The 20,727-nt window shown below is 69.3% G+C and carries 16 protein-coding genes and 1 tRNA gene; 4 read left to right on the top strand and 13 right to left on the bottom strand.

The window, feature by feature from the left end:
- Nucleotides 1–4: 4 nt before the first annotated feature.
- Nucleotides 5–2,839, bottom strand: coding sequence for an FAD-binding and (Fe-S)-binding domain-containing protein (locus tag H1W00_RS05655; RefSeq protein ID WP_181754426.1), 2,835 nt, complete (start codon nt 2,837–2,839; stop codon nt 5–7).
- Nucleotides 2,836–3,585 carry an FCD domain-containing protein gene (locus H1W00_RS05650; protein WP_181754423.1) on the bottom strand — a complete coding sequence of 250 codons (750 nt, stop codon included), beginning with the start codon at nt 3,583–3,585 and terminating at the stop codon, nt 2,836–2,838. The genes H1W00_RS05655 and H1W00_RS05650 overlap by 4 nt, the downstream gene beginning before the upstream one ends.
- Before the next feature lie 81 nt (nt 3,586–3,666).
- On the opposite strand from H1W00_RS05650, the gene H1W00_RS05645 reads away from it, so the two are divergent.
- Nucleotides 3,667–4,776 carry a hypothetical protein gene (locus H1W00_RS05645; protein WP_181754421.1) on the top strand — a complete coding sequence of 370 codons (1,110 nt, stop codon included), beginning with the start codon at nt 3,667–3,669 and terminating at the stop codon, nt 4,774–4,776.
- Nucleotides 4,777–4,832: 56 nt separating this feature from the next.
- Nucleotides 4,833–5,987, top strand: a complete 1,155-nt coding sequence (locus tag H1W00_RS05640; protein ID WP_181754418.1) for an acyltransferase family protein — start codon at nt 4,833–4,835, stop codon at nt 5,985–5,987.
- Nucleotides 5,988–6,059: 72 nt separating this feature from the next.
- Here H1W00_RS05640 and H1W00_RS05635 read toward each other — a convergent pair whose 3' ends face one another.
- The 11 genes from H1W00_RS05635 to H1W00_RS05585 all read right to left on the bottom strand — a co-directional run bounded on the left by H1W00_RS05635 (nt 6,060) and on the right by H1W00_RS05585 (nt 19,006).
- Nucleotides 6,060–9,884: a DNA-directed RNA polymerase subunit beta' gene (locus H1W00_RS05635; protein WP_181754416.1), complete on the bottom strand. Its 3,825-nt coding sequence runs from the start codon at nt 9,882–9,884 to the stop codon at nt 6,060–6,062.
- Between the two features lie 59 nt (nt 9,885–9,943).
- Nucleotides 9,944–13,486, bottom strand: coding sequence for a DNA-directed RNA polymerase subunit beta (gene rpoB / locus H1W00_RS05630; RefSeq protein WP_206679974.1), 3,543 nt, complete (start codon nt 13,484–13,486; stop codon nt 9,944–9,946).
- A 365-nt stretch (nt 13,487–13,851) separates the two neighbouring features.
- The gene (gene rplL / locus H1W00_RS05625) at nt 13,852–14,244 is read right to left on the bottom strand and encodes a 50S ribosomal protein L7/L12 (protein ID WP_181754411.1); all 393 of its coding nucleotides are present in this window, start codon (nt 14,242–14,244) and stop codon (nt 13,852–13,854) included.
- 58 nt (nt 14,245–14,302) lie between these two features.
- On the bottom strand, nt 14,303–14,938 hold the full coding sequence (gene rplJ / locus H1W00_RS05620) for a 50S ribosomal protein L10 (RefSeq protein ID WP_181754410.1): 636 nt from the start codon (nt 14,936–14,938) through the stop codon (nt 14,303–14,305).
- 216 nt (nt 14,939–15,154) lie between these two features.
- Entirely contained in the window at nt 15,155–15,976 is an 822-nt protein-coding gene (locus H1W00_RS05615) for an SCO4651 family lipoprotein (RefSeq protein ID WP_181754408.1), read from the bottom strand.
- Nucleotides 15,977–16,034: 58 nt separating this feature from the next.
- On the bottom strand, nt 16,035–16,391 hold the full coding sequence (locus H1W00_RS05610) for a YidH family protein (RefSeq protein WP_181754406.1): 357 nt from the start codon (nt 16,389–16,391) through the stop codon (nt 16,035–16,037).
- Between the two features lie 93 nt (nt 16,392–16,484).
- Nucleotides 16,485–17,201, bottom strand: a complete 717-nt coding sequence (gene rplA, locus H1W00_RS05605; RefSeq protein WP_181754404.1) for a 50S ribosomal protein L1 — start codon at nt 17,199–17,201, stop codon at nt 16,485–16,487.
- A gap of 109 nt (nt 17,202–17,310) precedes the next feature.
- Nucleotides 17,311–17,742: a 50S ribosomal protein L11 gene (gene rplK, locus H1W00_RS05600; protein WP_181754402.1), complete on the bottom strand. Its 432-nt coding sequence runs from the start codon at nt 17,740–17,742 to the stop codon at nt 17,311–17,313.
- Nucleotides 17,743–17,825: 83 nt separating this feature from the next.
- A complete protein-coding gene (gene nusG, locus H1W00_RS05595; protein WP_181754399.1) occupies nt 17,826–18,650 on the bottom strand; it encodes a transcription termination/antitermination protein NusG in 825 nt (274 codons plus the stop codon).
- A 19-nt stretch (nt 18,651–18,669) separates the two neighbouring features.
- Nucleotides 18,670–18,891, bottom strand: a complete 222-nt coding sequence (secE, locus tag H1W00_RS05590) for a preprotein translocase subunit SecE (protein ID WP_181754397.1) — start codon at nt 18,889–18,891, stop codon at nt 18,670–18,672.
- 42 nt (nt 18,892–18,933) lie between these two features.
- A tRNA-Trp gene (locus H1W00_RS05585) sits at nt 18,934–19,006 on the bottom strand.
- A gap of 137 nt (nt 19,007–19,143) precedes the next feature.
- On the opposite strand from H1W00_RS05585, the gene H1W00_RS05580 reads away from it, so the two are divergent.
- A complete protein-coding gene (locus H1W00_RS05580; RefSeq protein WP_181754395.1) occupies nt 19,144–20,175 on the top strand; it encodes an adenosine deaminase in 1,032 nt (343 codons plus the stop codon).
- Nucleotides 20,172–20,711 carry a DUF4190 domain-containing protein gene (locus H1W00_RS05575; RefSeq protein ID WP_181754393.1) on the top strand — a complete coding sequence of 180 codons (540 nt, stop codon included), beginning with the start codon at nt 20,172–20,174 and terminating at the stop codon, nt 20,709–20,711. The genes H1W00_RS05580 and H1W00_RS05575 overlap by 4 nt, the downstream gene beginning before the upstream one ends.
- Nucleotides 20,712–20,727: the final 16 nt, after the last annotated feature.

The following is a 20,727-nucleotide window of genomic DNA, read 5'->3' as shown; positions in this document are numbered from 1 at the left end:
GTGGTCAGCGGTCGCCGAGGAGCAGCTGGGCGAGGTGGACGGCCTGGACGTCGGCGAGGTCGTCGAGCTGGGTGCGGCAGCTGAAGCCGTCGGCGACGACGATCGCGTCGGGACCGGCGTCGCGGACGGCGGGGAGCAGCTGCTGCTCGGCCACGGCGACCGAGACCTCGTAGTGCCCCTGCTCGACGCCGAAGTTGCCGGCGAGACCGCAGCACCCGCCCACCCGGACGACGCTCGCGCCGGTCCGCGACAGCAGGCGCAGGTCGGCGTCGAAGCCCATGACCGAGGCCTGGTGGCAGTGCGGCTGGACCACGAGGGTGCGCCCGGACAGGTCGGGCACCTCGAGCTCCTCGCGGTCGGCCAGCAGCTCGGCCAGGGTGAACACGCCCTTCGCCACCTCCGCCGCGCGCGGGTCGTCGACGAGCTCGACGGCGTCGGTGCGCAGCACCGCGAGGCACGAGGGCTCGAGGCCGACCACCGGGATCCCGGCCGCGACGTAGGGGTGCAGCTGGTCGACGGCAGCGCCCGCCAGCTCGGCGGCCTGGTCGAGCTGACCGGTCGAGATCCAGGTCAGCCCGCAGCACTGCTGGCGCTCGAGCAGCCGGATCTCGTACCCGGCCGCCTCGAGCAGACGCACGGCCGCCCGGCCGGCGTCGGTGGAGAAGTACTCGGTGAAGGAGTCGGCCCACAGCAGCACGGGATCGCCGCCGGTGGCACGCTCCTCCCGCGCCAGGACCTTGGAGAAGGTGCGGGTCGCGAAGGCGGGCAGGCTGCGGCGCTGGTCGACGCCCGCCACCCAACGGGCGAGGTGCGCGACGCCCGGCGTGCGCAGGGCCAGGTTCGCCAGGCGCGCGACCGGTGCGGTGAGTCGCGCCCACAACGGGAGCCGGCCCAGGACGTAGTGACTGCGGGGCCGCAGCTTGCCGCGGTAGGTCTGGTGCAGCACCTCGGACTTGTAGCTGGCCATGTCCACACCGGTGGGGCAGTCGCCCAGGCACCCCTTGCACGACAGGCACAGGTCGAGCGCCTCGTGCACCTCCGGGCTGCTCCAGCCGCCGTCGACGAGACGCCCGTCGATCATCTCCTGCAGGACGCGGGCTCGACCACGCGTGGAGTCCTTCTCCTGGCGGGTGGCCTGGAACGAGGGACACATGACGCCGGACGCGGGCGCCGCGAGGCACTTGCCCACTCCCGTGCACCGGTGCACCGCGGCGCCGAAGTCGCCGTCGTCGTGCAGCAGCTTGAGTCCGCGCCGCTGCCCGGGAAGGCCGGCGGGCCAGCCGGCGCCCATGCCGCGCAGGTCGGCGTCGAGCGGACGGGGTCGCACGAGGACGCCCGGGTTCATCAGGTCGTCGGGGTCGAAGACCGCCTTGACCTGCTCGAACAGGGAGACGGCCTCCGGCGAGTACATGAGGGGCAGCAGCTCGGACCGGGCCCGGCCGTCGCCGTGCTCGCCGGAGAAGGAGCCGCCGTACGAGGCGGTCAGCGTGGCGGCATCGGTGAGGAAGGACCGGAAGCCGCGGCGGCCTTCGGACGCATCGAGCGGGAAGTCGATGCGCACGTGCACGCAGCCGTCGCCGAAGTGGCCGAACAGGGTGCCGTGCAGGCCGTGCTGGTCGAGCAGTGCCTCGAAGCCGCGGAGGTACTCCCCCAGCCGCTCGGGCGGGACGGCGGCGTCCTCCCAGCCGGCGAGCGCCGGGCGGTCCCAGGCGCGCGACGCCAGGCCGGCGCCCTCCTCGCGGATCCGCCACAGGACCGACTGCTCGATCGGGGAGGTGACGTGGCGGTGGCCCAGCGCACCCGAGGCGCGGACGACCCGGTCGGCCCGGGCGCGCAGCTCGGCCGCGTCGTCCCCTGCCAGCTCGACGTAGAGGAAGCCGTCGCCCTCGGGCAGATCGGGAACGGACGAGACGCCGTTCGCCGCGCGGTAGACCTCGACGATGCGGCCGCCGAGCCCCTCGCACGCGATCGGCTCGAACGGCAGGATCGCCGGGACGTGGTCGGCGGCCTCGGCCATCGACGGGAAGGACAGCACGACGAGGTGGCGGACCGGGGCGTCGGCGACGAGGTCGACCGTGGCGCCCAGCATCACCGCGAGCGTGCCCTCGGTGCCGGCCATGAAGGAGGCGACGTCGAAGCCCCGCTCGGGCAGGAGGTGCTCGAGGCTGTACCCCGACACCTGGCGGCCGAAGCGGCCGAACTCGGTGCGGACGGTGGAGAGGTTGGCGCCCACGAGCGAACGGAGCCGCTCGAGCCGGTCGGACGCCACCGTGACGTCGCGGCCCACCTGGAACCGCTCCCCCGACATCGTCAGCAGGTCGAGGGCGGCCACGTTGTCGGCGCTGCGCCCGTAGCCCAGCGCGCGGTTGCCGCAGGCGTTGTTGCCGATCATCCCGCCCACCGTGCAGCGCGTGTGGGTGGACGGGTCGGGCCCGTAGCGCAGTCCCACCGGCGCGGCCGCGCGCTGGAGCGTCGCGTGCACGACCCCCGGCTGGACCTGCGCGGTGCGCGTGGCCTCGTCGATGGCGTGGATGCGGTTCATGTGGCGCGAGAAGTCGAGCACGACGCCCGCGCCGATCGCGTTGCCGGCGATCGAGGTGCCGGCGCCGCGGGAGGTGAGCGGGGTACCGGTGGTGCGGCACGCCTCGACGACGGCGTGGACCTCGTCGATGTCGTGCGGGCGGACGACCACGGTGGGCTCGACCCGGTAGAGCGAGGCGTCGGAGCTGTAGAGCGCGCGCGCCAGCGACGAGGCGTCGACGTCGCGCACCCCGGCGCGGTCCAGCGCCGACAGGACGTCGCCGGCGGTGTGCGTGCGCTCGAGGGGAGGCGTGGTCATCGGTGTCCTTCGTCCGCGGATTCCTTCAGTAGCATGCTACTCCCCGCGGCCACGGTCGCGGCGCGGACGTCCTCAGCCCACCCCGGGTCGACGGTCTCCCCCGGTCCCGCCACCTGGCGCATCAGCAGCGTCCCGGTGCGCTCGAGGTGCGCCGACATCCGTGCGGCGGCGGCCTCGGGCTCGCGGGCCGCGCCCGCCTCCGCCACGGGAGCGTGCTCGGCGGCCACCTCGCCCAGCGGGCGCGAGCGCCCGAAGGTGGAGACGCCCCGCGCCTGGATCGAGTCGCGCAGGCGGGTGACCTCCGCCTCCAGCCGTGGATTGCGCACCGCGGACGCCACGAGCGAGTGGAAGTCGCGGTCGACCCGGGTGAAGTCGGTCCGGCGCCCGGCCTCCGCGTGGGCCCGGGTCGCCTCGACGTTGGCGGCCAGCTCGTCCAGCAGGGCGCGGTCGGCGAGGCGCGCCGCCGCCGCGGCGGCCGGCACCTCGAGCAGCAGCCTCAGCTCGAAGACCTCGCGGACGTCGGCCACGGTCACGCCGCGGATGCGCACCCCCCGGTTGCGCTCGATCTCGACCAGACCCAGGTCGGCCAGCCGCAGCACGGCCTCGCGGACCGGGGTCCGGGAGACGTCGAGCTGCTCGGACAGCCGGTAGATGGAGTGCTGCGATCCCGCCGCGAGCTCGCCGCCGACGATCTGCTCGCGCAGCAACGCGAAGACCCGGTCGGTGGCGGTCGTCCGTGCGGTCACGGTCGCCTCGGGACGATCATGGACAGAACCATACGGCGCCACCTTGTAACCTTGGGTGGTCCACATCTACCAAGGGATTCGATGCGCCGTCTGACTGCTGCCATCGCCGCGACGACGGCGCTCCTGACGTTGACCGGCTGCACGTCCGACGGGGGTGTGCCGAGCGCCGACCGCACCACCGTGCCGCCCGAGATCGACTCGCACGAGTCCGGTCCGGCGAGCCCGATCGCCTACGGGCTGAGCGTTCCCGCCGGCGCCACCCAGCTCGGTCCCCTGGTTCGCTACCGCAACGAGCGCCTGATCGACGCCTTCAAGCCCGAGCTCGACGCGGTGCGCGCGGAGCAGGCGCTGGAGGACGCGGAGGAGGCCGAGGAGGAGGGCACCGACACCACGCCCACCCCCACACCGACGCCCACCGTGGACACCCGCCCCGAGGGCGACCTCTTCGAGGACCTCGACGATCCGCCGAAGCCCGACACGTTCGTCTCGCTGATGCGCGTCGACGGCAACCCGACGCTCGTCGTGCGCCGGATGCTCGCCGAGCTCGACGTCCTGCTGCCCGAGTCCGACATCGTCACCGACGACCTGTCCGCGTACTGCCAGGCGAAGGACCGCCGCGTCACGGGCTGCGACCTCGACATCACCGGCACGAGCCCGGGCGGGCGCGACCTGCGCGTGCACCTGACCGTGGATCCCGGACGCGTCTCCACCCGCACCGGCAACTTCGCCTCGCTCGAGCGGCCCGTGATGCGCCTCGACCTCTCCTACGTCGGCGATCCCCGCACCGGCCAGGAGGATCGCACTCCCGAGGAGCTCGAGGACCCCGTCGAGGTCGAGGACACCACCGAGAAGACCGACTGGATCTGGCCCAAGATGGACGAGGACGCCCCGGCCACCGAGCCCGTCATCGACGGCTACCTGCCGCCGTCGAGCGCCACCGTCCTGCTGTCGGGACAGCGTCCGCCGTTCGCCACGATGACCACGCTGCGCGCCTCCATCGCCACGGAGGTCGCCGAGACCTTCACCAGCGAGCGCGTCGAGGGCGCCCTCGAGCGCGACGTCGTGGCCGACCTCAACGAGGTCATCATCACGACGTGGGGCACGAGGGCCGACGGCACCGGCGTGCGCACGGTGCACACGCTCTCCGCGCGGGGCAACTACCTCTCGCTCTTCCTGACGCCTCCGGCCTGATCCCACGCGGAATCGCACGGGCTGCGGCGTGGCCGGGAACTACTAGAGTCGAGGCGATGAGCCGCCTCGATCCGCTGCCGGTCAGCACCTCAGCGCCGAAGGAACGTGTCGCGTACCTCGACAACGCGCGGTACTGGGTCATGCTCCTGGTCGTGATCGGGCACTCGCTCACCGAGCTGGTGGTGATGGACTCCGCGCGGGGCGTCTACACGTGGATCTACTCGTTCCACATGCCGTTCTTCGTGCTGATCTCGGGCTACACCGCCCGGCACTACGTCGGCGACTTCCGCCAGATCCGCCGGATCGTCTCCACCCTGATCGTGCCGTACCTGATCGTCGAGACCGGACTGCAGCTGATCACCCGCCACTACGACGGCGAGCCCGAATACCTGATGATCCTGTCGCCGCAGTGGCTCGGCTGGTTCCTCGCGGCCCTGTTCATCTGGCGGCTCACCACGCCCATCTGGCGGGCGCTGAAGTACCCGATCACGACCGCTGTCCTGATCTCCCTGCTGGCCGGCCTGATCGAGATCCCCAACGTCCTCGCTCTGCCGAAGGTGCTGGGACTGCTGCCGTTCTACGTGATCGGCCTGCACTTCGACCGCGACATGTTCCTGCGACTCGGGCGCACCCGGATCCGCATCGTCTCGGTGGCGCTGCTGGTCGGTGCGTTCGTCGCCTGCCAGCTCTTCGCCCAGTCGTGGGCCGACCGCTGGCCCACCACGACCTGGCTGCTGTGGAAGGCGCGCTACGACGAGCTCGACGCGGCGCCGCTCGAGGGCGTCGCGATCCGCGCGCTGCTGATGGTCATCGCGCTGGTGCTGACCCTCGCGGCGCTGTCGCTCATCCCGCGGGGTCGCTCGTGGACCACGACGCTCGGCGGCCGCACCTTCTACTGCTACCTGCTGCACGGCTTCGTCATCCTGTGGCTCGATCGCCACTACGACCTGTGGGCCCGGATCGAGCCCTACGGCGCGACCGCCGTGCTCGGCTGCATCGTCACGGCGCTCATCGTGGCGAACCTGCTGATGACCAAGCCGGTGGCCACGGTGTTCCGGCCGGTCTTCGAGCCGCGACTGACCTGGATGTTCCGCGACCCCAGCGAGGACACCGACCACTTCCAGGGCGAGCACCCGGACGTGTGGGACCGCGGCCTCGAGCCGGCCTACCCGTCGCGGCACCACCGCCCGCTGGGACACCACCTCCGCTGACCCACCGCCCACCCCGAGCATGACGAAGGGGCCCTGCCGGATCGGCAGGGCCCCTTCGCGTGACTCAGTGACTCACTTGTCGAAGCTGAAGTCGTAGTCGTCCAACGCCACCGGCGCCGCGTCCGAGGCTCCGAACTGGTAGTCGAAGCTGTCGTAGCCGGTGACCGCGTAGGCGTTCTGACGCGCCTCCTCGGTCGGCTCGACCCGGATGTTGCGGTACCGCTCCAGGCCGGTGCCGGCCGGGATCAGCTTGCCGATGATGATGTTCTCCTTCAGACCGCGCAGCGAGTCCGACTTGCCCTGGATCGCGGCCTCGGTGAGGACGCGGGTCGTCTCCTGGAAGGAGGCGGCCGACAGCCAGGACTCGACGGCCAGCGAGGCCTTCGTGATGCCCATCAGGACCGGACGGCCGGAGGCGGGGGTGCCACCCTCGGCGACGACGCGACGGTTCTCCTCCTCGAAGATCGCGCGGTCCGCGAGATCGCCGGGGATCAGCTTCGCGTCACCCTGCTCGATGACCGTCACGCGACGGAGCATCTGGCGCACGATGATCTCGATGTGCTTGTCGTGGATCGCCACGCCCTGGCTGCGGTAGACCTCCTGGACCTCGTCCACGAGGTGCTCCTGCGCCTTGCGGACACCCAGGATGCGCAGGACCTCCTGCGGATCGGGCGTACCGTGCGTGAGCTGGTCGCCGACCTCGACCGAGTCGCCGTCCTGCACCTGCAGGCGCGCGCGCTTCGTGACGGGGTACTCCATCGGCTCGGCACCGTCGTCGGGCGTGACCACGATCTTGCGACCCTTGTCGGAGTCGTCGATCGTGACGCGACCGGCGGCCTCGGTGATCGGCGCCTTGCCCTTGGGCTGACGAGCCTCGAAGAGCTCGACGACGCGCGGCAGACCGTGCGTGATGTCGTCACCGGCCACACCACCGGTGTGGAAGGTACGCATCGTCAGCTGGGTACCGGGCTCACCGATCGACTGGGCCGCGATGGTGCCGACGGCCTCGCCGATGTCGACGAGCTTGCCGGTGGCCAGCGAACGGCCGTAGCACTTGGCGCACGTGCCGGTCTTGGCGTCGCAGGTCAGGACCGTGCGCACCTTGATCGACTCGACGCCGGCGGCGATGAGCTGGTGGATCTCGACGTCGCCGAGGTCCTCGCCCGCACCGACCAGCACCTCGCCCGACTCCGGGTGGACGATGTCCACCGCGGCGTTGCGGGCGTAGGCCGAGGTCTCGACGTTCTCGGCGGCCACGAGGGTGCCGTCGTCGAGGCGCGTCGCGATCACCTTGGGCAGACCACGCTCAGTGCCGCAGTCCTCCTCGCGGATGATGACGTCCTGGCTGACGTCGACCAGACGACGGGTCAGGTAACCCGAGTCGGCCGTACGCAGCGCGGTGTCGGCCAGGCCCTTACGAGCGCCGTGGGTCGCGATGAAGTACTCGACGACCGACAGGCCCTCGCGGTAGTTCGCCTTGATCGGGCGCGGGATGATCTCGCCCTTCGGGTTGGCGACCAGGCCTCGCATGGCGGCGATCTGACGCAGCTGCATCATGTTGCCTCGAGCACCGGAGTTGACCATCATCCAGATCGGGTTGTCCCCGCTGGCCTTGAACATCTCCTCCATCGTGCCCGCGACCTCGGCCGTGGCCTGGGTCCAGATCTCGATGAGCTCCTGGCGACGCTCGTCCTCGGTGATGAGACCGCGGTCGAACTGCTGCTGCACCTTGGCGGCCTGACCCTCGTACTTCTCGAGGATCTTGCCCTTCTCCTGCGGGCTGACCACGTCGTCCATCGAGATGGTGACGCCCGAGCGGGTCGCCCAGTGGAAGCCGGCGTCCTTCAGGTTGTCCAGCGCGACGGCCACGTCGACCTTGCTGTAGCGCTCGGCGAGGTCGTTGACGATGACGCCGAGCTCCTTCTTGCCGACCTGGAAGTTCACGAACGGGTAGTCGTCCGGGAGCGTGTCGTTGAAGATCGCCCGGCCGAGCGTCGTGTCGCGGATCTCGCCGTTGATGCGGATCTTGACCTTGCTCTGCAGCGTGATCTCGCCCCGCTCGAACGCCATCGTCGCCTCGGAGGGCGAGCTGAACGCACGGCCCTCGCCCACGTGACCGTCACGGTCGAGCGTGAGGAAGTACAGACCGATGATCATGTCCTGGGTGGGCATGGTGACCGGCCGGCCGTCCGACGGCTTGAGGATGTTGTTCGTCGAGAGCATCAGGACGCGGGCCTCGGCCTGCGCCTCGGCCGACAGCGGCAGGTGCACGGCCATCTGGTCACCGTCGAAGTCGGCGTTGAAGGCCGAGCAGACGAGCGGGTGGATCTGGATGGCCTTGCCCTCGATGAGCTGCGGCTCGAACGCCTGGATGCCCAGACGGTGCAGGGTGGGCGCGCGGTTCAGCAGCACGGGGTGCTCGGTGATGACCTCTTCGAGCACGTCCCACACGACCGGGCGAGCACGCTCGACCATGCGCTTCGCGCTCTTGATGTTCTGCGCGTGGTTCAGGTCGACCAGACGCTTCATCACGAACGGCTTGAACAGCTCGAGCGCCATCTGCTTGGGCAGACCGCACTGGTGCAGCTTGAGCTGCGGGCCGACGACGATGACCGAACGGCCCGAGTAGTCGACGCGCTTGCCGAGCAGGTTCTGACGGAAGCGACCCTGCTTGCCCTTGAGCATGTCAGAGATCGACTTCAGCGGGCGGTTGCCCGGACCCGTGACGGGACGGCCACGACGGCCGTTGTCGAACAGCGAGTCCACGGCCTCCTGCAGCATCCGCTTCTCGTTGTTGACGATGATCTCGGGCGCGCCGAGGTCGAGCAGTCGCTTGAGGCGGTTGTTGCGGTTGATGACGCGGCGGTACAGGTCGTTCAGGTCGGACGTCGCGAAACGGCCACCGTCGAGCTGGACCATCGGGCGCAGCTCCGGCGGGATCACCGGGACGGCGTCCAGGACCATGCCCGCCGGGTTGTTCTCGCTGCCCATGAAGGCCGAGACGACCTTGAGGCGCTTGAGGGCACGGGTCTTGCGCTGACCCTTGCCCGTGGCGATGATCTCGCGCAGCAGCTCGGCCTCGGCGTCGAGGTCGAAGTCCTGCAGGCGCTTCTGGATCGCCGCAGCGCCCATGTAGCCCTCGAAGTACTTGCCGAAGCGGTACTGCATCTCGCGGAACAGCAGCTCGTCACCCTCGAGGTCCTGGACCTTGAGGTTCTTGAACCGGTCCCAGACCTCCTGGATGCGCGCGATCTCACGGTCGTGGCGATCGCGCAGCTGGCCCATCTCACGCTCGGCCGCATCGCGGACCTTGCGCAGCTCGGCCGCCTTGGCCTCCTCCGCCTCGAGCGCCGCGACGTCCTCCTCGAGCTTGATCGCCCGGGCGTTGATCGCGCCGTTCTTGCGGTTCTCGATCTGGTCGATCTCCTGGCGGATCTTGCCCTCGAGGCTGTCGAGGTCACGATGACGCGCATCGTCGTCGACCGAGGTGATCATGTAGGCCGCGAAGTAGATGACCTTCTCCAGGTCCTTCGGCGCCAGGTCCAGCAGGTAGCCCAGCCGGCTCGGCACGCCCTTGAAGTACCAGATGTGCGTGACCGGGGCGGCGAGCTCGATGTGGCCCATCCGCTCACGGCGCACCTTGGAGCGGGTCACCTCGACGCCGCAGCGCTCACAGATGATGCCCTTGAAGCGCACGCGCTTGTACTTGCCGCAGTAGCACTCCCAGTCCCGGGTGGGACCGAAGATCTTCTCGCAGAAGAGTCCGTCACGCTCGGGCTTGAGCGTGCGGTAGTTGATCGTCTCCGGCTTCTTGACCTCGCCGAACGACCAGTTGCGGATGTCGTCGGCGGTCGCGAGACCGATCTTGAGCTGATCGAAGAAGTTCACGTCGAGCACGGTGTCTTCTTTCCCTTTCAAAGATGGAGCAGAGTCGAAGTGGTCGGTATCGGTGGTGCTCAGAGCTCGTCGACGGACGACGGCTCGCGGCGGGACAGGTCGATACCGAGCTCTTCGGCAGCGCGGAAGAACTCCTCCTCGGAGTCCTTCATCTCGACGGCGGAGCCGTCGGCGGAGAGCACTTCGACGTTGAGACACAGGGACTGCATCTCCTTGACGAGAACCTTGAACGACTCGGGGATACCCGGTTCGGGGACGTTCTCGCCCTTCACGATGGCTTCGTACACCTTGACGCGACCGACGATGTCGTCGGACTTGATCGTCAGCAGCTCCTGCAGCGCGTACGCGGCGCCGTAGGCCTCGAGGGCCCAGACCTCCATCTCACCGAAGCGCTGGCCACCGAACTGGGCCTTACCGCCGAGCGGCTGCTGGGTGATCATCGAGTACGGGCCGGTCGAGCGCGCGTGGATCTTGTCGTCGACCAGGTGGTGCAGCTTCAGCATGTACATGTAGCCGACGCTGATGGGATCGGGGAACCGCTCGCCGGTGCGACCGTCGAACAGACGCGCCTTGCCGTCCGGGCCGACCATGCGGTCGCCGTCGCGGTTCGGACGCGTGTTGGAGAGCAGACCGGAGATCTCGTCCTCGCGCGCACCGTCGAACACCGGGGTGGCGATGTTCGTGTTCGCGGGGGCCGTGTCGGCACCGATCTTGCGCAGGCGCTCGGCCCACTCCTCCTTGTTCTCGGCCGGAACTTCCCAGCCGGCCTTGGCGATCCACCCGAGGTGGTTCTCCAGGACCTGACCGACGTTCATTCGACCGGGCACGCCCAGCGGGTTGAGCACGATGTCGACCGCGGTGCCGTCCTCGAGGAACGGCATGTCCTCGACGGGCAGGATCTTCGCGATGACGCCCTTGTTGCCGTGACGGCCGGCGAGCTTGTCACCGTGGCTGATCTTGCGCTTCTGGGCCACGTAGACACGCACCAGCTGGTTCACGCCGGGGCTGAGCTCGTCACCCTCGGACGCGTCGAAGACGCGCACGCCGATGACGGTGCCGGACTCGCCGTGCGGGACCTTGAGCGAGGTGTCGCGCACCTCGCGCGCCTTCTCGCCGAAGATCGCGCGCAGCAGGCGCTCCTCGGGGGTCAGCTCGGTCTCGCCCTTGGGCGTGACCTTGCCGACGAGGATGTCGCCGTTGCCGACCTCGGCGCCGATGCGGATGATGCCGCGCTCGTCGAGGTTGGCGAGGGTCTCCTCGCTGACGTTCGGGACGTCGCGCGTGATCTCCTCCGGGCCCAGCTTCGTGTCGCGGGCGTCGACCTCGTGCTCCTCGATGTGGATCGAGGTCAGCAGGTCGTCCTGGACGACGCGCTGGGACAGGATGATCGCGTCCTCGTAGTTGTGGCCCTGCCAGGGCATGAAGGCGACGAGCAGGTTGGTGCCCAGCGCCATCTCGCCCTCGTCGGTGCAGGGACCGTCGGCCAGCGGCGTGCCGACCTCGACCCGCTGACCCTCACGGACCAGCGGGCGCTGGTTCGTGCAGGTGCCCTGGTTCGAGCGACGGAACTTCGCCAAGCGGTACGTGGTGTACGTGCCCTCGTCCTCCATGATCTCGACGGAGTCCGCCGAGACCTCCTTGACGACGCCGGGCTTCTTGGCGACGGTGACGTCACCGGCGTCGACGGCGGCACGGAACTCCATGCCGGTGCCGACGAGCGGGGCGTCGTTGCGGATCAGCGGGACGGCCTGACGCTGCATGTTGGCGCCCATGAGCGCGCGGTTCGCATCGTCGTGCTCGAGGAACGGGATCAGGGCGGTCGCGACCGACACCATCTGGCGCGGCGAGACGTCCATGTAGTCGACCTCTTCGGCCGGGCGGAGCTCGGCCTCGCCGCCACGCTGGCGCACCAGCACGGCGTCCTCGGCGAACGAGCCGTCCTCGTTGAGGATCGAGTTCGCCTGGGCGACGATGTAGCGGTCCTCATCCGTGGCGGTGAGGTAGTCGATCTGCGTGCTGACCTTGCCGTCGATGACGCGGCGGTACGGCGTCTCGACGAAGCCGAACGGGTTGATCCGTCCGAACGACGCGAGCGAGCCGATCAGGCCGATGTTCGGACCTTCCGGGGTCTCGATCGGGCACATGCGGCCGTAGTGCGACGGGTGGACGTCGCGGACCTCGTAGCCGGCGCGCTCACGCGACAGACCACCCGGGCCGAGGGCCGACAGACGACGCTTGTGCGTCAGGCCCGCGAGCGGGTTGTTCTGGTCCATGAACTGCGACAGCTGGCTGGTGCCGAAGAACTCCTTCAGCGCGGCCGTGATCGGACGGATGTTGATCAGGGTCTGCGGCGTGATGGCCTCGACGTCCTGGGTCGTCATCCGCTCGCGCACGACACGCTCCATGCGGGCCAGGCCGGTACGGAGCTGGTTCTGGATCAGCTCGCCGACCGTGCGCATACGACGGTTGCCGAAGTGGTCGATGTCGTCGGCCTCGACCGGGACGGTGCCGGCCGGGGTCTCGAGCTCGGTGGCGCCGTCGTGCAGTGCCACGACGTAGCGGATCGTGGCCACGACGTCGTCGAGCGTCAGCGTCTGCTGGTCGAACGCGGCGTCGGTGCCGAGCTTCTTGTTGATCTTGTGGCGACCGACCTTGGCCGTGTCGTACCGCTTCGGGTTGAAGTAGTAGTTCTCGAGCAGGGTCTGCGCGGCCTCGACCGACGGCGGCTCGCCCGGACGCAGCTTGCGGTAGATGTCGATGAGCGAGCGACGCGTGACCTCGGCGTCGACCGTCTCGGTGGTGACGGCGGCGTCGCGAGCCTTCTTCTCGAGCTCCTCGCGCACGATCTCGCTGCGGACCGAGTCCTTCTCCATCGTGATGCGGATGGACTCGTACTGGCCGAACTGCTCGAGGATCGCGTCCTCGGTGAAGCCCAGCGCCTTGAGCAGCATGGTGACGGACTGCTTGCGCTTGCGGTCGAGACGGACGCCGACGATGTCGCGCTTGTCGATCTCGAACTCCAGCCACGCACCGCGCGACGGGATGACGCGCGCCGTGAAGATGTCCTTGTCGGACGTCTTGTCGGGGGTGCGCTCGAAGTACACGCCCGGCGAGCGGACGAGCTGGGAGACGACGACACGCTCGGTGCCGTTGATGATGAAGGTGCCCTTGTCGGTCATGAGCGGGAACTCGCCCATGAAGACGGTCTGGCTCTTGATCTCGCCGGTCTCGTTGTTCATGAACTCGGCGGTGACGAACAGCGGGGCGGCGTAGGTGACGTCGCGGTCCTTGCAGTCCTCGACCGAGTACTTCGCCGGCTCGAACCGGTGGTCGCGGAAGGACAGGCTCATCGTCTCGGAGAAGTCCTCGATGGGGCTGATCTCCTCGAAGATCTCCTCCAGGCCGGACTTGGCCGAGACGTCGTTGCGTCCGGCGGCCAGATCGGCCTCGACGCGCTCGCGCCAGGCGTCGCTGCCGATCAGCCAGTCGAAGCTGTCGGTCTGCAGGGAGAGAAGTTCAGGAACCTCGAGCGGTTCTGCGATCTTCGCGAACGAGATGCGCGAGGTGGTGTTCGTGGGTGCGGCGGTACGCGAGGCGGCCAAGAGAAGTCCTTCCGAAGGAACTCGCATGCGATGAACGTGGCGGTTCTGTACTCTTCAGTTGTGTTGCGCGGCTCACGCCGCCCAACCCGCACGACAGGTGCCGTGCGCGCGCATGCTTCGGGGACCCCGTCAAGTCCTGCACACAGCGGGCAGGACCGTTCAAGGGCATGACAAAGTAGGCGCGAACCTTCATGCTATCGCGACGACACACCGAAATCAACCCCGGGTCTTGACATCGTCGCGATGATCGGGAACGATCGTTCGTTTCCCCTTTGCTCCCGGCGAATTCAGACTCCCCCGGAAACGGCGAAAGCGCCCGTCCCCCGAGGGGAACGAGCGCTCTCGCGCGAGCAGTCAGCCGTGGATCACTTGAGGGTGATCGTGGCGCCGGCGGCCTCGAGGGCCTCCTTGGCCTTCTCGGCAGCGTCCTTGTTGACGCCCTCCAGGACGGCCTTGGGGGCGCTCTCGACGAGATCCTTGGCCTCCTTGAGGCCCAGGCTCGTGAGGCCACGGACCTCCTTGATGACCTGGATCTTCTTGTCGCCGGCAGCCTCGAGGACGACGTCGAACTCGTCCTTCTCCTCGGCAGCGGCGGCGTCGCCGCCACCAGCGGCGGGGGCGCCCGCAGCGGCCACGGCGACCGGGGCAGCAGCGGTGACCTCGAAGGTGTCCTCGAACTGCTTCACGAACTCAGAGAGCTCGATCAGCGTCATCTCCTTGAAGGCGTCCAACAGTTCGTCGGTGCTCAGCTTCGCCATTTTTGGCGTCCTTTCTGCAATGAGACCCCGAGGGGGTCCCGATGGGAATCGGGGCGGTTCAGCCCTCGGTGACGTCGGTCTCGACGTTCTCGGTGGCCGACTCGGCCGCGGGGGCCTCGTCGGCGGGTGCCTGCTCGGCGGTCTCGGCGGCGGGAGCTCCCGCAGCCAGGACCGACGGATCGGCTTCGGCCTTCGCCTGCAGCGCCGCGAAGGTGCGGGCTGCCTGCGACAGCGGAGCGTTGAACAGCCCCGCGGCCTTGGCCAGGTTGGCCTTCAAGCCACCCGCGAGCTTGGCGAGGAGGACCTCGCGCGACTCGAGGTCGGCCAGCTTCGTGATCTCCTCGGCGTCGAGCTGCTTCCCATCGAGGAAGCCGCCCTTGACGACGAGAGAGGGGTTAGCCTTCGCGAAGTCGCGCAGACCCTTTGCCGCTTCGACCGCGTCGCCCGTGATGAAGGCGATCGCGGTGGGGCCGGTGAGCAACGACTCGTCGAGCTCGATTCCGGCGTCCTTGGCGGCGATCTTGGTCAGCGTGTTCTTGGCGACGGCATAGCTCGCGGCATCGCCAAGCGCGCGCCGCAGATCCTGCAGCTGCTTGACGTTGAGGCCGCGGTACTCGGTGAGCACCGCGCCGTTGGACTCGCGGAAGCTCTCCGCGAGATCGGCGACGGCTGCTGCCTTGTCCGGGCGTGCCATGGGTCTCCTTCACTGTCATGCGAAGAACGCCTGCACGAGAAAAGCGCCCCGTGCGTGGGCACAGGACGCTCATGTGAACGCAGGGACGAACCCTGATCTGCACCTGCGCGGGTCGCCCTGACGGGCACTTCGGGTGACTCGTGGGAGACACCACCGGCGGTCTTCGGTTCCGCCAGTCTAGGTGGCGGCCCGCCGTTCCTCCAAATCGGGCCCGGATCAGCTCTTCCGGGAGCCCTCCATGAGGCGCCCCAGGTCGCCCAGCCGGCTGCTGTCGGTGACCTGGTCGGCCGGCGGGGCCTTCACCTCGACGGGCTCGCCCCACTTGGACCAGTCCATCGTCTTCGTGGAGCCCGCGATGTCCATCGTCAGCCGGCGCAGCAGGTCGTCCGAGCCGACGTAGAGGGTGTACTCGAGCTGCTTCGGGGCCTTGGCGCCGAGGCCGGGGCCGCCCGCCTCGTGGTCCTGGAGCGCCTTGGAGGCGTCGAGCACGAGCCGCAGCTTCGTGGTCTCGACGCCGTCGATCTCGCCGCCGGGTCCCTGGTCGTCGAACTCGACGAGCGCGTCGCTGAACACCTTCAGCTGCTTCGTGGGATCGACCTGCCCGGCCATGGATCCGAAGTGCTGGCCGACGGGGTCCTTCGGATCGTTCAGGTCCACCCGGATGAACTTGCCACCGCTGAGCTCGCCCAGCTTGAGGTAGACGATGCCGTCGACGACCCGCAGGTCCATCAGCATCGGTCCGGCGCCCATCGTGACCCGCGCCTCCGTGCCCTCGAGGTCCTCGGCCAGACGGACGTCGCCGCGCATGTCGACCCCGTCGTCCATCTCGACGTGGGCACTGCCGGCGGCGAGCTGGGCCGCCGTGAGCCGCTCGACGAAGTTCTCCTGCGTGAGCGGATCGGCAGCGGCCGCGGCCGCTGCTGCCTTCGCCGGGCTCGACGTGCCGTCGGCGGCGGTGAGATCGGCACCACCGGCACCGCAGGCGGAGGTGAGCGCCAGGATCGTGGCGGCGAGCGAGACCTTGAGCGACTTCCTCATGCCTGCGACAGTACTCGCCGTTTCCTCACCGAGAGGGCGTTCGCCGTGCTCCGCTCGCTCAGACGACGACCACGAAGGCCAGGACGATGGCCATGAGAACGAGCGCGAGCGCGACCACCGGCGCGGACGTGAAGGCCGGCAAGGGCTCGCGTCGGCGCATGGCGCGCTCGACCTTCGCCCAGCGCAGCCACGACATCACCGCGCACCCGGCGGCAAGGGTGAGCAGGAGCACGAGCACGACGGTGCGGGGGCCGTCGGGCCCGGGCAGCTCGAGGCTGTACAGCGCGACGGCACCGGCCATGATCCCGATCGACGTCCGGACCCAGGCCAGGAACGTCCGCTCGTTGGCCAGGCTGAAGCGCGGGTCGGGCTCGTCGCCGGCCTCGTAGACCCAGCGGGGGCGTCGATCGGTCATCGCCCCATCATGCCCGGCCCGCGGGCCCGGGCCCGGGAAAGACGCGACGCCGCCCTCCGTGCGGAGGGCGGCGTCGTCGGCTGAACTGCTGGCTCAGGCCTCGTCGTCGGACGCGAAGTTGCGCGCGCGCGTCGGGTCGACCGGGATGCCGGGGCCGTTCGTGGTGGAGATGGTGGCCCGCTTGATGTAGCGGCCCTTCGAGCTGGCCGGCTTGAGACGCAGGATCTCCTCGATCGCCGTGCCGTAGTTCTCGGCGAGCTGCTCGGCGGTGAACGACGCCTTGCCCACCACGAAGTGCACGTTGGCGTGACGATCGACGCGGAACTCGATCTTGCCGCCCTTGATGTCGCCGACGGCCTTGGCGACGTCGGTGGTGACGGTGCCGGTCTTCGGGTTCGGCATCAGGTTGCGCGGACCGAGGACGCGGCCCAGGCGGCCGACCTTGCCCATCATGTCGGGCGTGGCGACGACGGCGTCGAAGTCGAGCCAGCCGCCGTTGATCTTGTCGACGAGCTCGTCGGCACCGACGAAGTCGGCGCCGGCCTCACGAGCGGCATCGGCGTTGGCGCCGGTGGCGAAGACCAGGACCCGGGCGGTCTTGCCGGTCCCGTGCGGCAGGTTGACGGTGCCGCGCACCATCTGGTCGGCCTTACGGGGATCGACGCCGAGACGCACGACGGCGTCGACGGTCGAGTCGTACTTCTTGGAGCCGGACTCCTTGGCCAGGGTGGTGGCCTGCAGGGGCGTGTACAGGGCGTCGCGGTCGATCTTCTCGGCGACGGCGCGGTACGCCTTGCTGTGCTGTGTCATGACTGGTTTCCTTCATTTCCAAGACATTGCTGTCTGTTGCTACCAGGTGTGGTGCGGGCCCAGCTGGCCCTCCCACGGGGATCGGCGGTCGGAGGACCGCCGAGGGTGATCACTTCTCGACGGTGACGCCCATGGAGCGGGCGGTTCCCTCGACGATCTTCATCGCGCCATCGATGTCGTTGGCGTTGATGTCGGGCATCTTGGTCTGGGCGATCTCGCGCACCTGATCCTTGGTCAGCTTGCCGACCTTGTCGGTGTTCGGCACGGACGAGCCCTTGGAGAGGCCGGCGGCCTTCTTGATCAGCTCGGCGGCCGGGGGCGTCTTGGTGACGAACGTGAACGAGCGATCTTCGTAGATCGTGATCTCGACGGGGATGACGTTGCCGGCCATGGACTCGGTCTGGGCGTTGTACGCCTTGCAGAAGTCCATGATGTTGACGCCGTGCGGGCCGAGCGCGGTGCCGACGGGCGGCGCCGGGTTGGCCTTGCCGGCCTGCAGCTGCACCTTGACGACAGCCGCGACCTTCTTCTTGGGAGGCATTTCGGGTCCTTCTAACTGGTTGTTCGTTCTGAGTCCGTCACCGCTCGTTCAGTGCGGTGACCTGACCTTTGATCGCGGGGCGATCAAACCTTCTGGATGTAGTCGAACGGGAGCTCGACCGAGGTCTCGCGCCCGAAGATCTCGACGAGGCCCTTGACCTTCTGGCCGTCGATGTTGATCTCGGTGATCGTGGCGTGCAGCGTGGCGAACGGGCCGTCGATGACGAGCACCGAGTCGCCCGCGGCGAAGTCGCTGAACTCGACCTTGGCGGCGGCAGCCTGCTGGGTCTTCTCGGCGCTCTCGGTGGCCTCGGCGGCGACCTCGGCCTCGACCGCGGGGGCCAGCATCTTCTCGACCTCGCTGAGGCTGAGCGGCACCGGCTGGTGGGCGTTGCCGACGAAGCCGGTGACCGACGGGGTGTGGCGCACGACGCCCCAGGAGTCGTCGGTCAGGTCCATGCGCACGAGCACGTAGCCCGGGAGCACGGTGCGGCGCACGAGCTTGCGCTGGCCGTTCTTGATCTCGGCGACCTCTTCGGTGGGGACGACGATCTCGTGGATGAAGTCCTCGGCGTTGAGGGCGACCTTGCGGTTCTCGAGGTTCTGCTGGACGCGCTTCTCCATGCCGGCGTACGTGTGGATCACGTACCAGTCGCCGGGCTGGCTCCAGAGGCGGTCGCGGAACTCCTGCAGCGGGTCGGCGGCGGCCTCGTCCTCGGCCGCGGGGGCCTCGGCGGTGTCGTCGTCGCCCTCGGTCTCGTCGGCCGGGGTGTCGTCGGAGTCGGTGGCGTCGGTGTCGACGTCAGCGACCTCGTCCACGCCGTCGGCGGCGGGGGTCTCGTCGACCGACGCCTCCTCGGTGGACGTCTGGTCCACGGGCGCGTCGTTCTCGTCGAATTCGGAGGTCACAGAGGTTTCAGTCCTTGGTCTAGGCGAAGATGGCGAAGGCGGCCTTGCCGAACCCGTAGTCCAGCGCGGCGACGAACGCCATCATGATCAGCACGAAGACGAGCACGACGAAGAAGTAGTTGACGACCTGCGGACGGGTCGGCCACACCACCTTGCGCAGCTCGGCGACCACCTGGCGGTAGAACGTCAGCGGGGACGTGCGCTTGGTGCGCGTCCCTGCCAGTTCGTGATTCTCGCTCACGGTGCTCCTTCGTCGAACGGTGCCGGCTCGGGGCCGACCTTGCAGGGCACGAGGGACTTGAACCCCCAACCTTCGGTTTTGGAGACCGATGCGCTACCAGTTGCGCCAGTGCCCTCCGCCCGATTCCGGGCATGACGAAACAGGGTAGTTTCGCCGGTTTCGTCAAGTGTACGCACCTCGCCCACGAAAGCGAAACCGGGCGTCCCCGGCGCTGCCCGAACCCCCGTCCGGGCCGCGTGGCACGATGGCCGCGTGCGGCCGCTGACGACTCTCCCCAAGGCACATCTGCACCTGCACTTCACCGGCTCGATGCGCCACGGCACGCTGATCGAGCTGGCCGAGCGCGACGGCGTGCACCTGCCCTCGGCCCTCGTCGAGGAGTGGCCGCCGCAGCTCTCCGCGGCCGACGAGAAGGGCTGGTTCCGCTTCCAGCGGCTCTACGACGTGGCCCGCTCCGTGCTGCGCACCGAGGGCGACGTGCGCCGGCTCGTCCGCGAGGCCGCCGAGGACGATCGCGCCGACGGCTGCGTCTGGACCGAGATCCAGGTCGACCCCTCAGGGTACGCCGCGAAGTTCGGCGGGATCACCGCGTTCACCGACCTGGTCATCGACGCGGTCCGCGACGCCTCCGCCTCGACGGGCCTCGGGATGAGCGTGATCATCGCGGCGAACCGCACGCGCCACCCCCTCGACGCCCGCACCCTCGCCCGGCTCGCCGGCCAGTACGCGGGGCGCGGCGTCCACGGCTTCGGGCTGTCGAACGACGAGCGGCGCGGCGACACCTCGGCCTTCGGCCCTGCGTTCCGCATCGCCGACCGGGCGGGACTGGTGCTGGTGCCCCACGGCGGTGAGCTCCGCGGCCCCGAGCACGTACGCCAGTGCCTCACCCACCTCGCCCCGCACCGGCTCGGCCACGGCGTGCGCGCCGCGGAGGACCCGCGCCTGCTCGAGTCGATCGCGAACGCCGGCATCGGGCTCGAGGTCTGTCCGGCCTCCAACGTGTCGCTCGGCGTCTACGCCACGATCGACGAGGTGCCGGTGCGCGAGCTGATGGCGGCCGGGGTCGACGTGGCCCTCGGGGCCGACGACCCGCTGCTGTTCGGCACCCGGCTGGCCGGCCAGTACGCCCTGCTGCGCGCGGCCCAGAACTTCAGCGACGAGGAGCTCGCGGAGCTGGCGCGTCGCTCGCTGCGCGCCTCACAGGCGCCCGAGGACCTGAGGACGTCGGCACTCGCGGGTGTCGAGGCCTGGCTGGCCGACGAACGTGGAACGATGACCCCATGAGCGAGAACCAGCCGCCGTCGTACCCGGGCGACCCCTCCGGCCAGCAGCCGAACGACCCGACGGGTCCCGAGCAGTCCTCCCAGCCTCCGCAGCAGCAGCCGTACCCCGGGCAGCAGCAGCCGTACCCGGGCCAGCAGCAGCCGTACCCCGGCCAGCAGCCCTACGGCGCGCAGCCTCCCGGCCCCGGCCAGCCCTACGCCGGCCAGCCGCAGTGGGGCGGTCCCCCGCCGAAGCACCCGAAGGCCACCCTGGTGCTGATCCTGGGCATCCTCGGCCTCATCGTCTGCAGCGTCCTCGCGCCCTTCGCGTGGGTCATGGGCAACCGCGCCGTGGCCGAGATCGACGCCAACCCGGGCGTCTACGACGGTCGCGGCGAGGCGCAGGCCGGACGCATCCTGGGCATCATCGGCACGGTGCTGCTGATCCTGGGCATCGTCGCGTTCGCGTTCTTCATCGTGCTGATCATCGCCGGCGTCGCGTCCTCGGACACCAGCTCGGACTACTCCGAGCTCTCGCTCATCTCGCTGTTCGCCTGAGCGCCGTCGGCGGCGG

Source organism: Aeromicrobium phoceense, assembly GCF_013868155.1.
GTDB lineage: Bacteria > Actinomycetota > Actinomycetes > Propionibacteriales > Nocardioidaceae > Aeromicrobium > Aeromicrobium phoceense.
The sequence above is the reverse complement of the archived record's forward strand: the minus strand, read 5'-3'. Positions and strand labels throughout refer to the sequence as shown.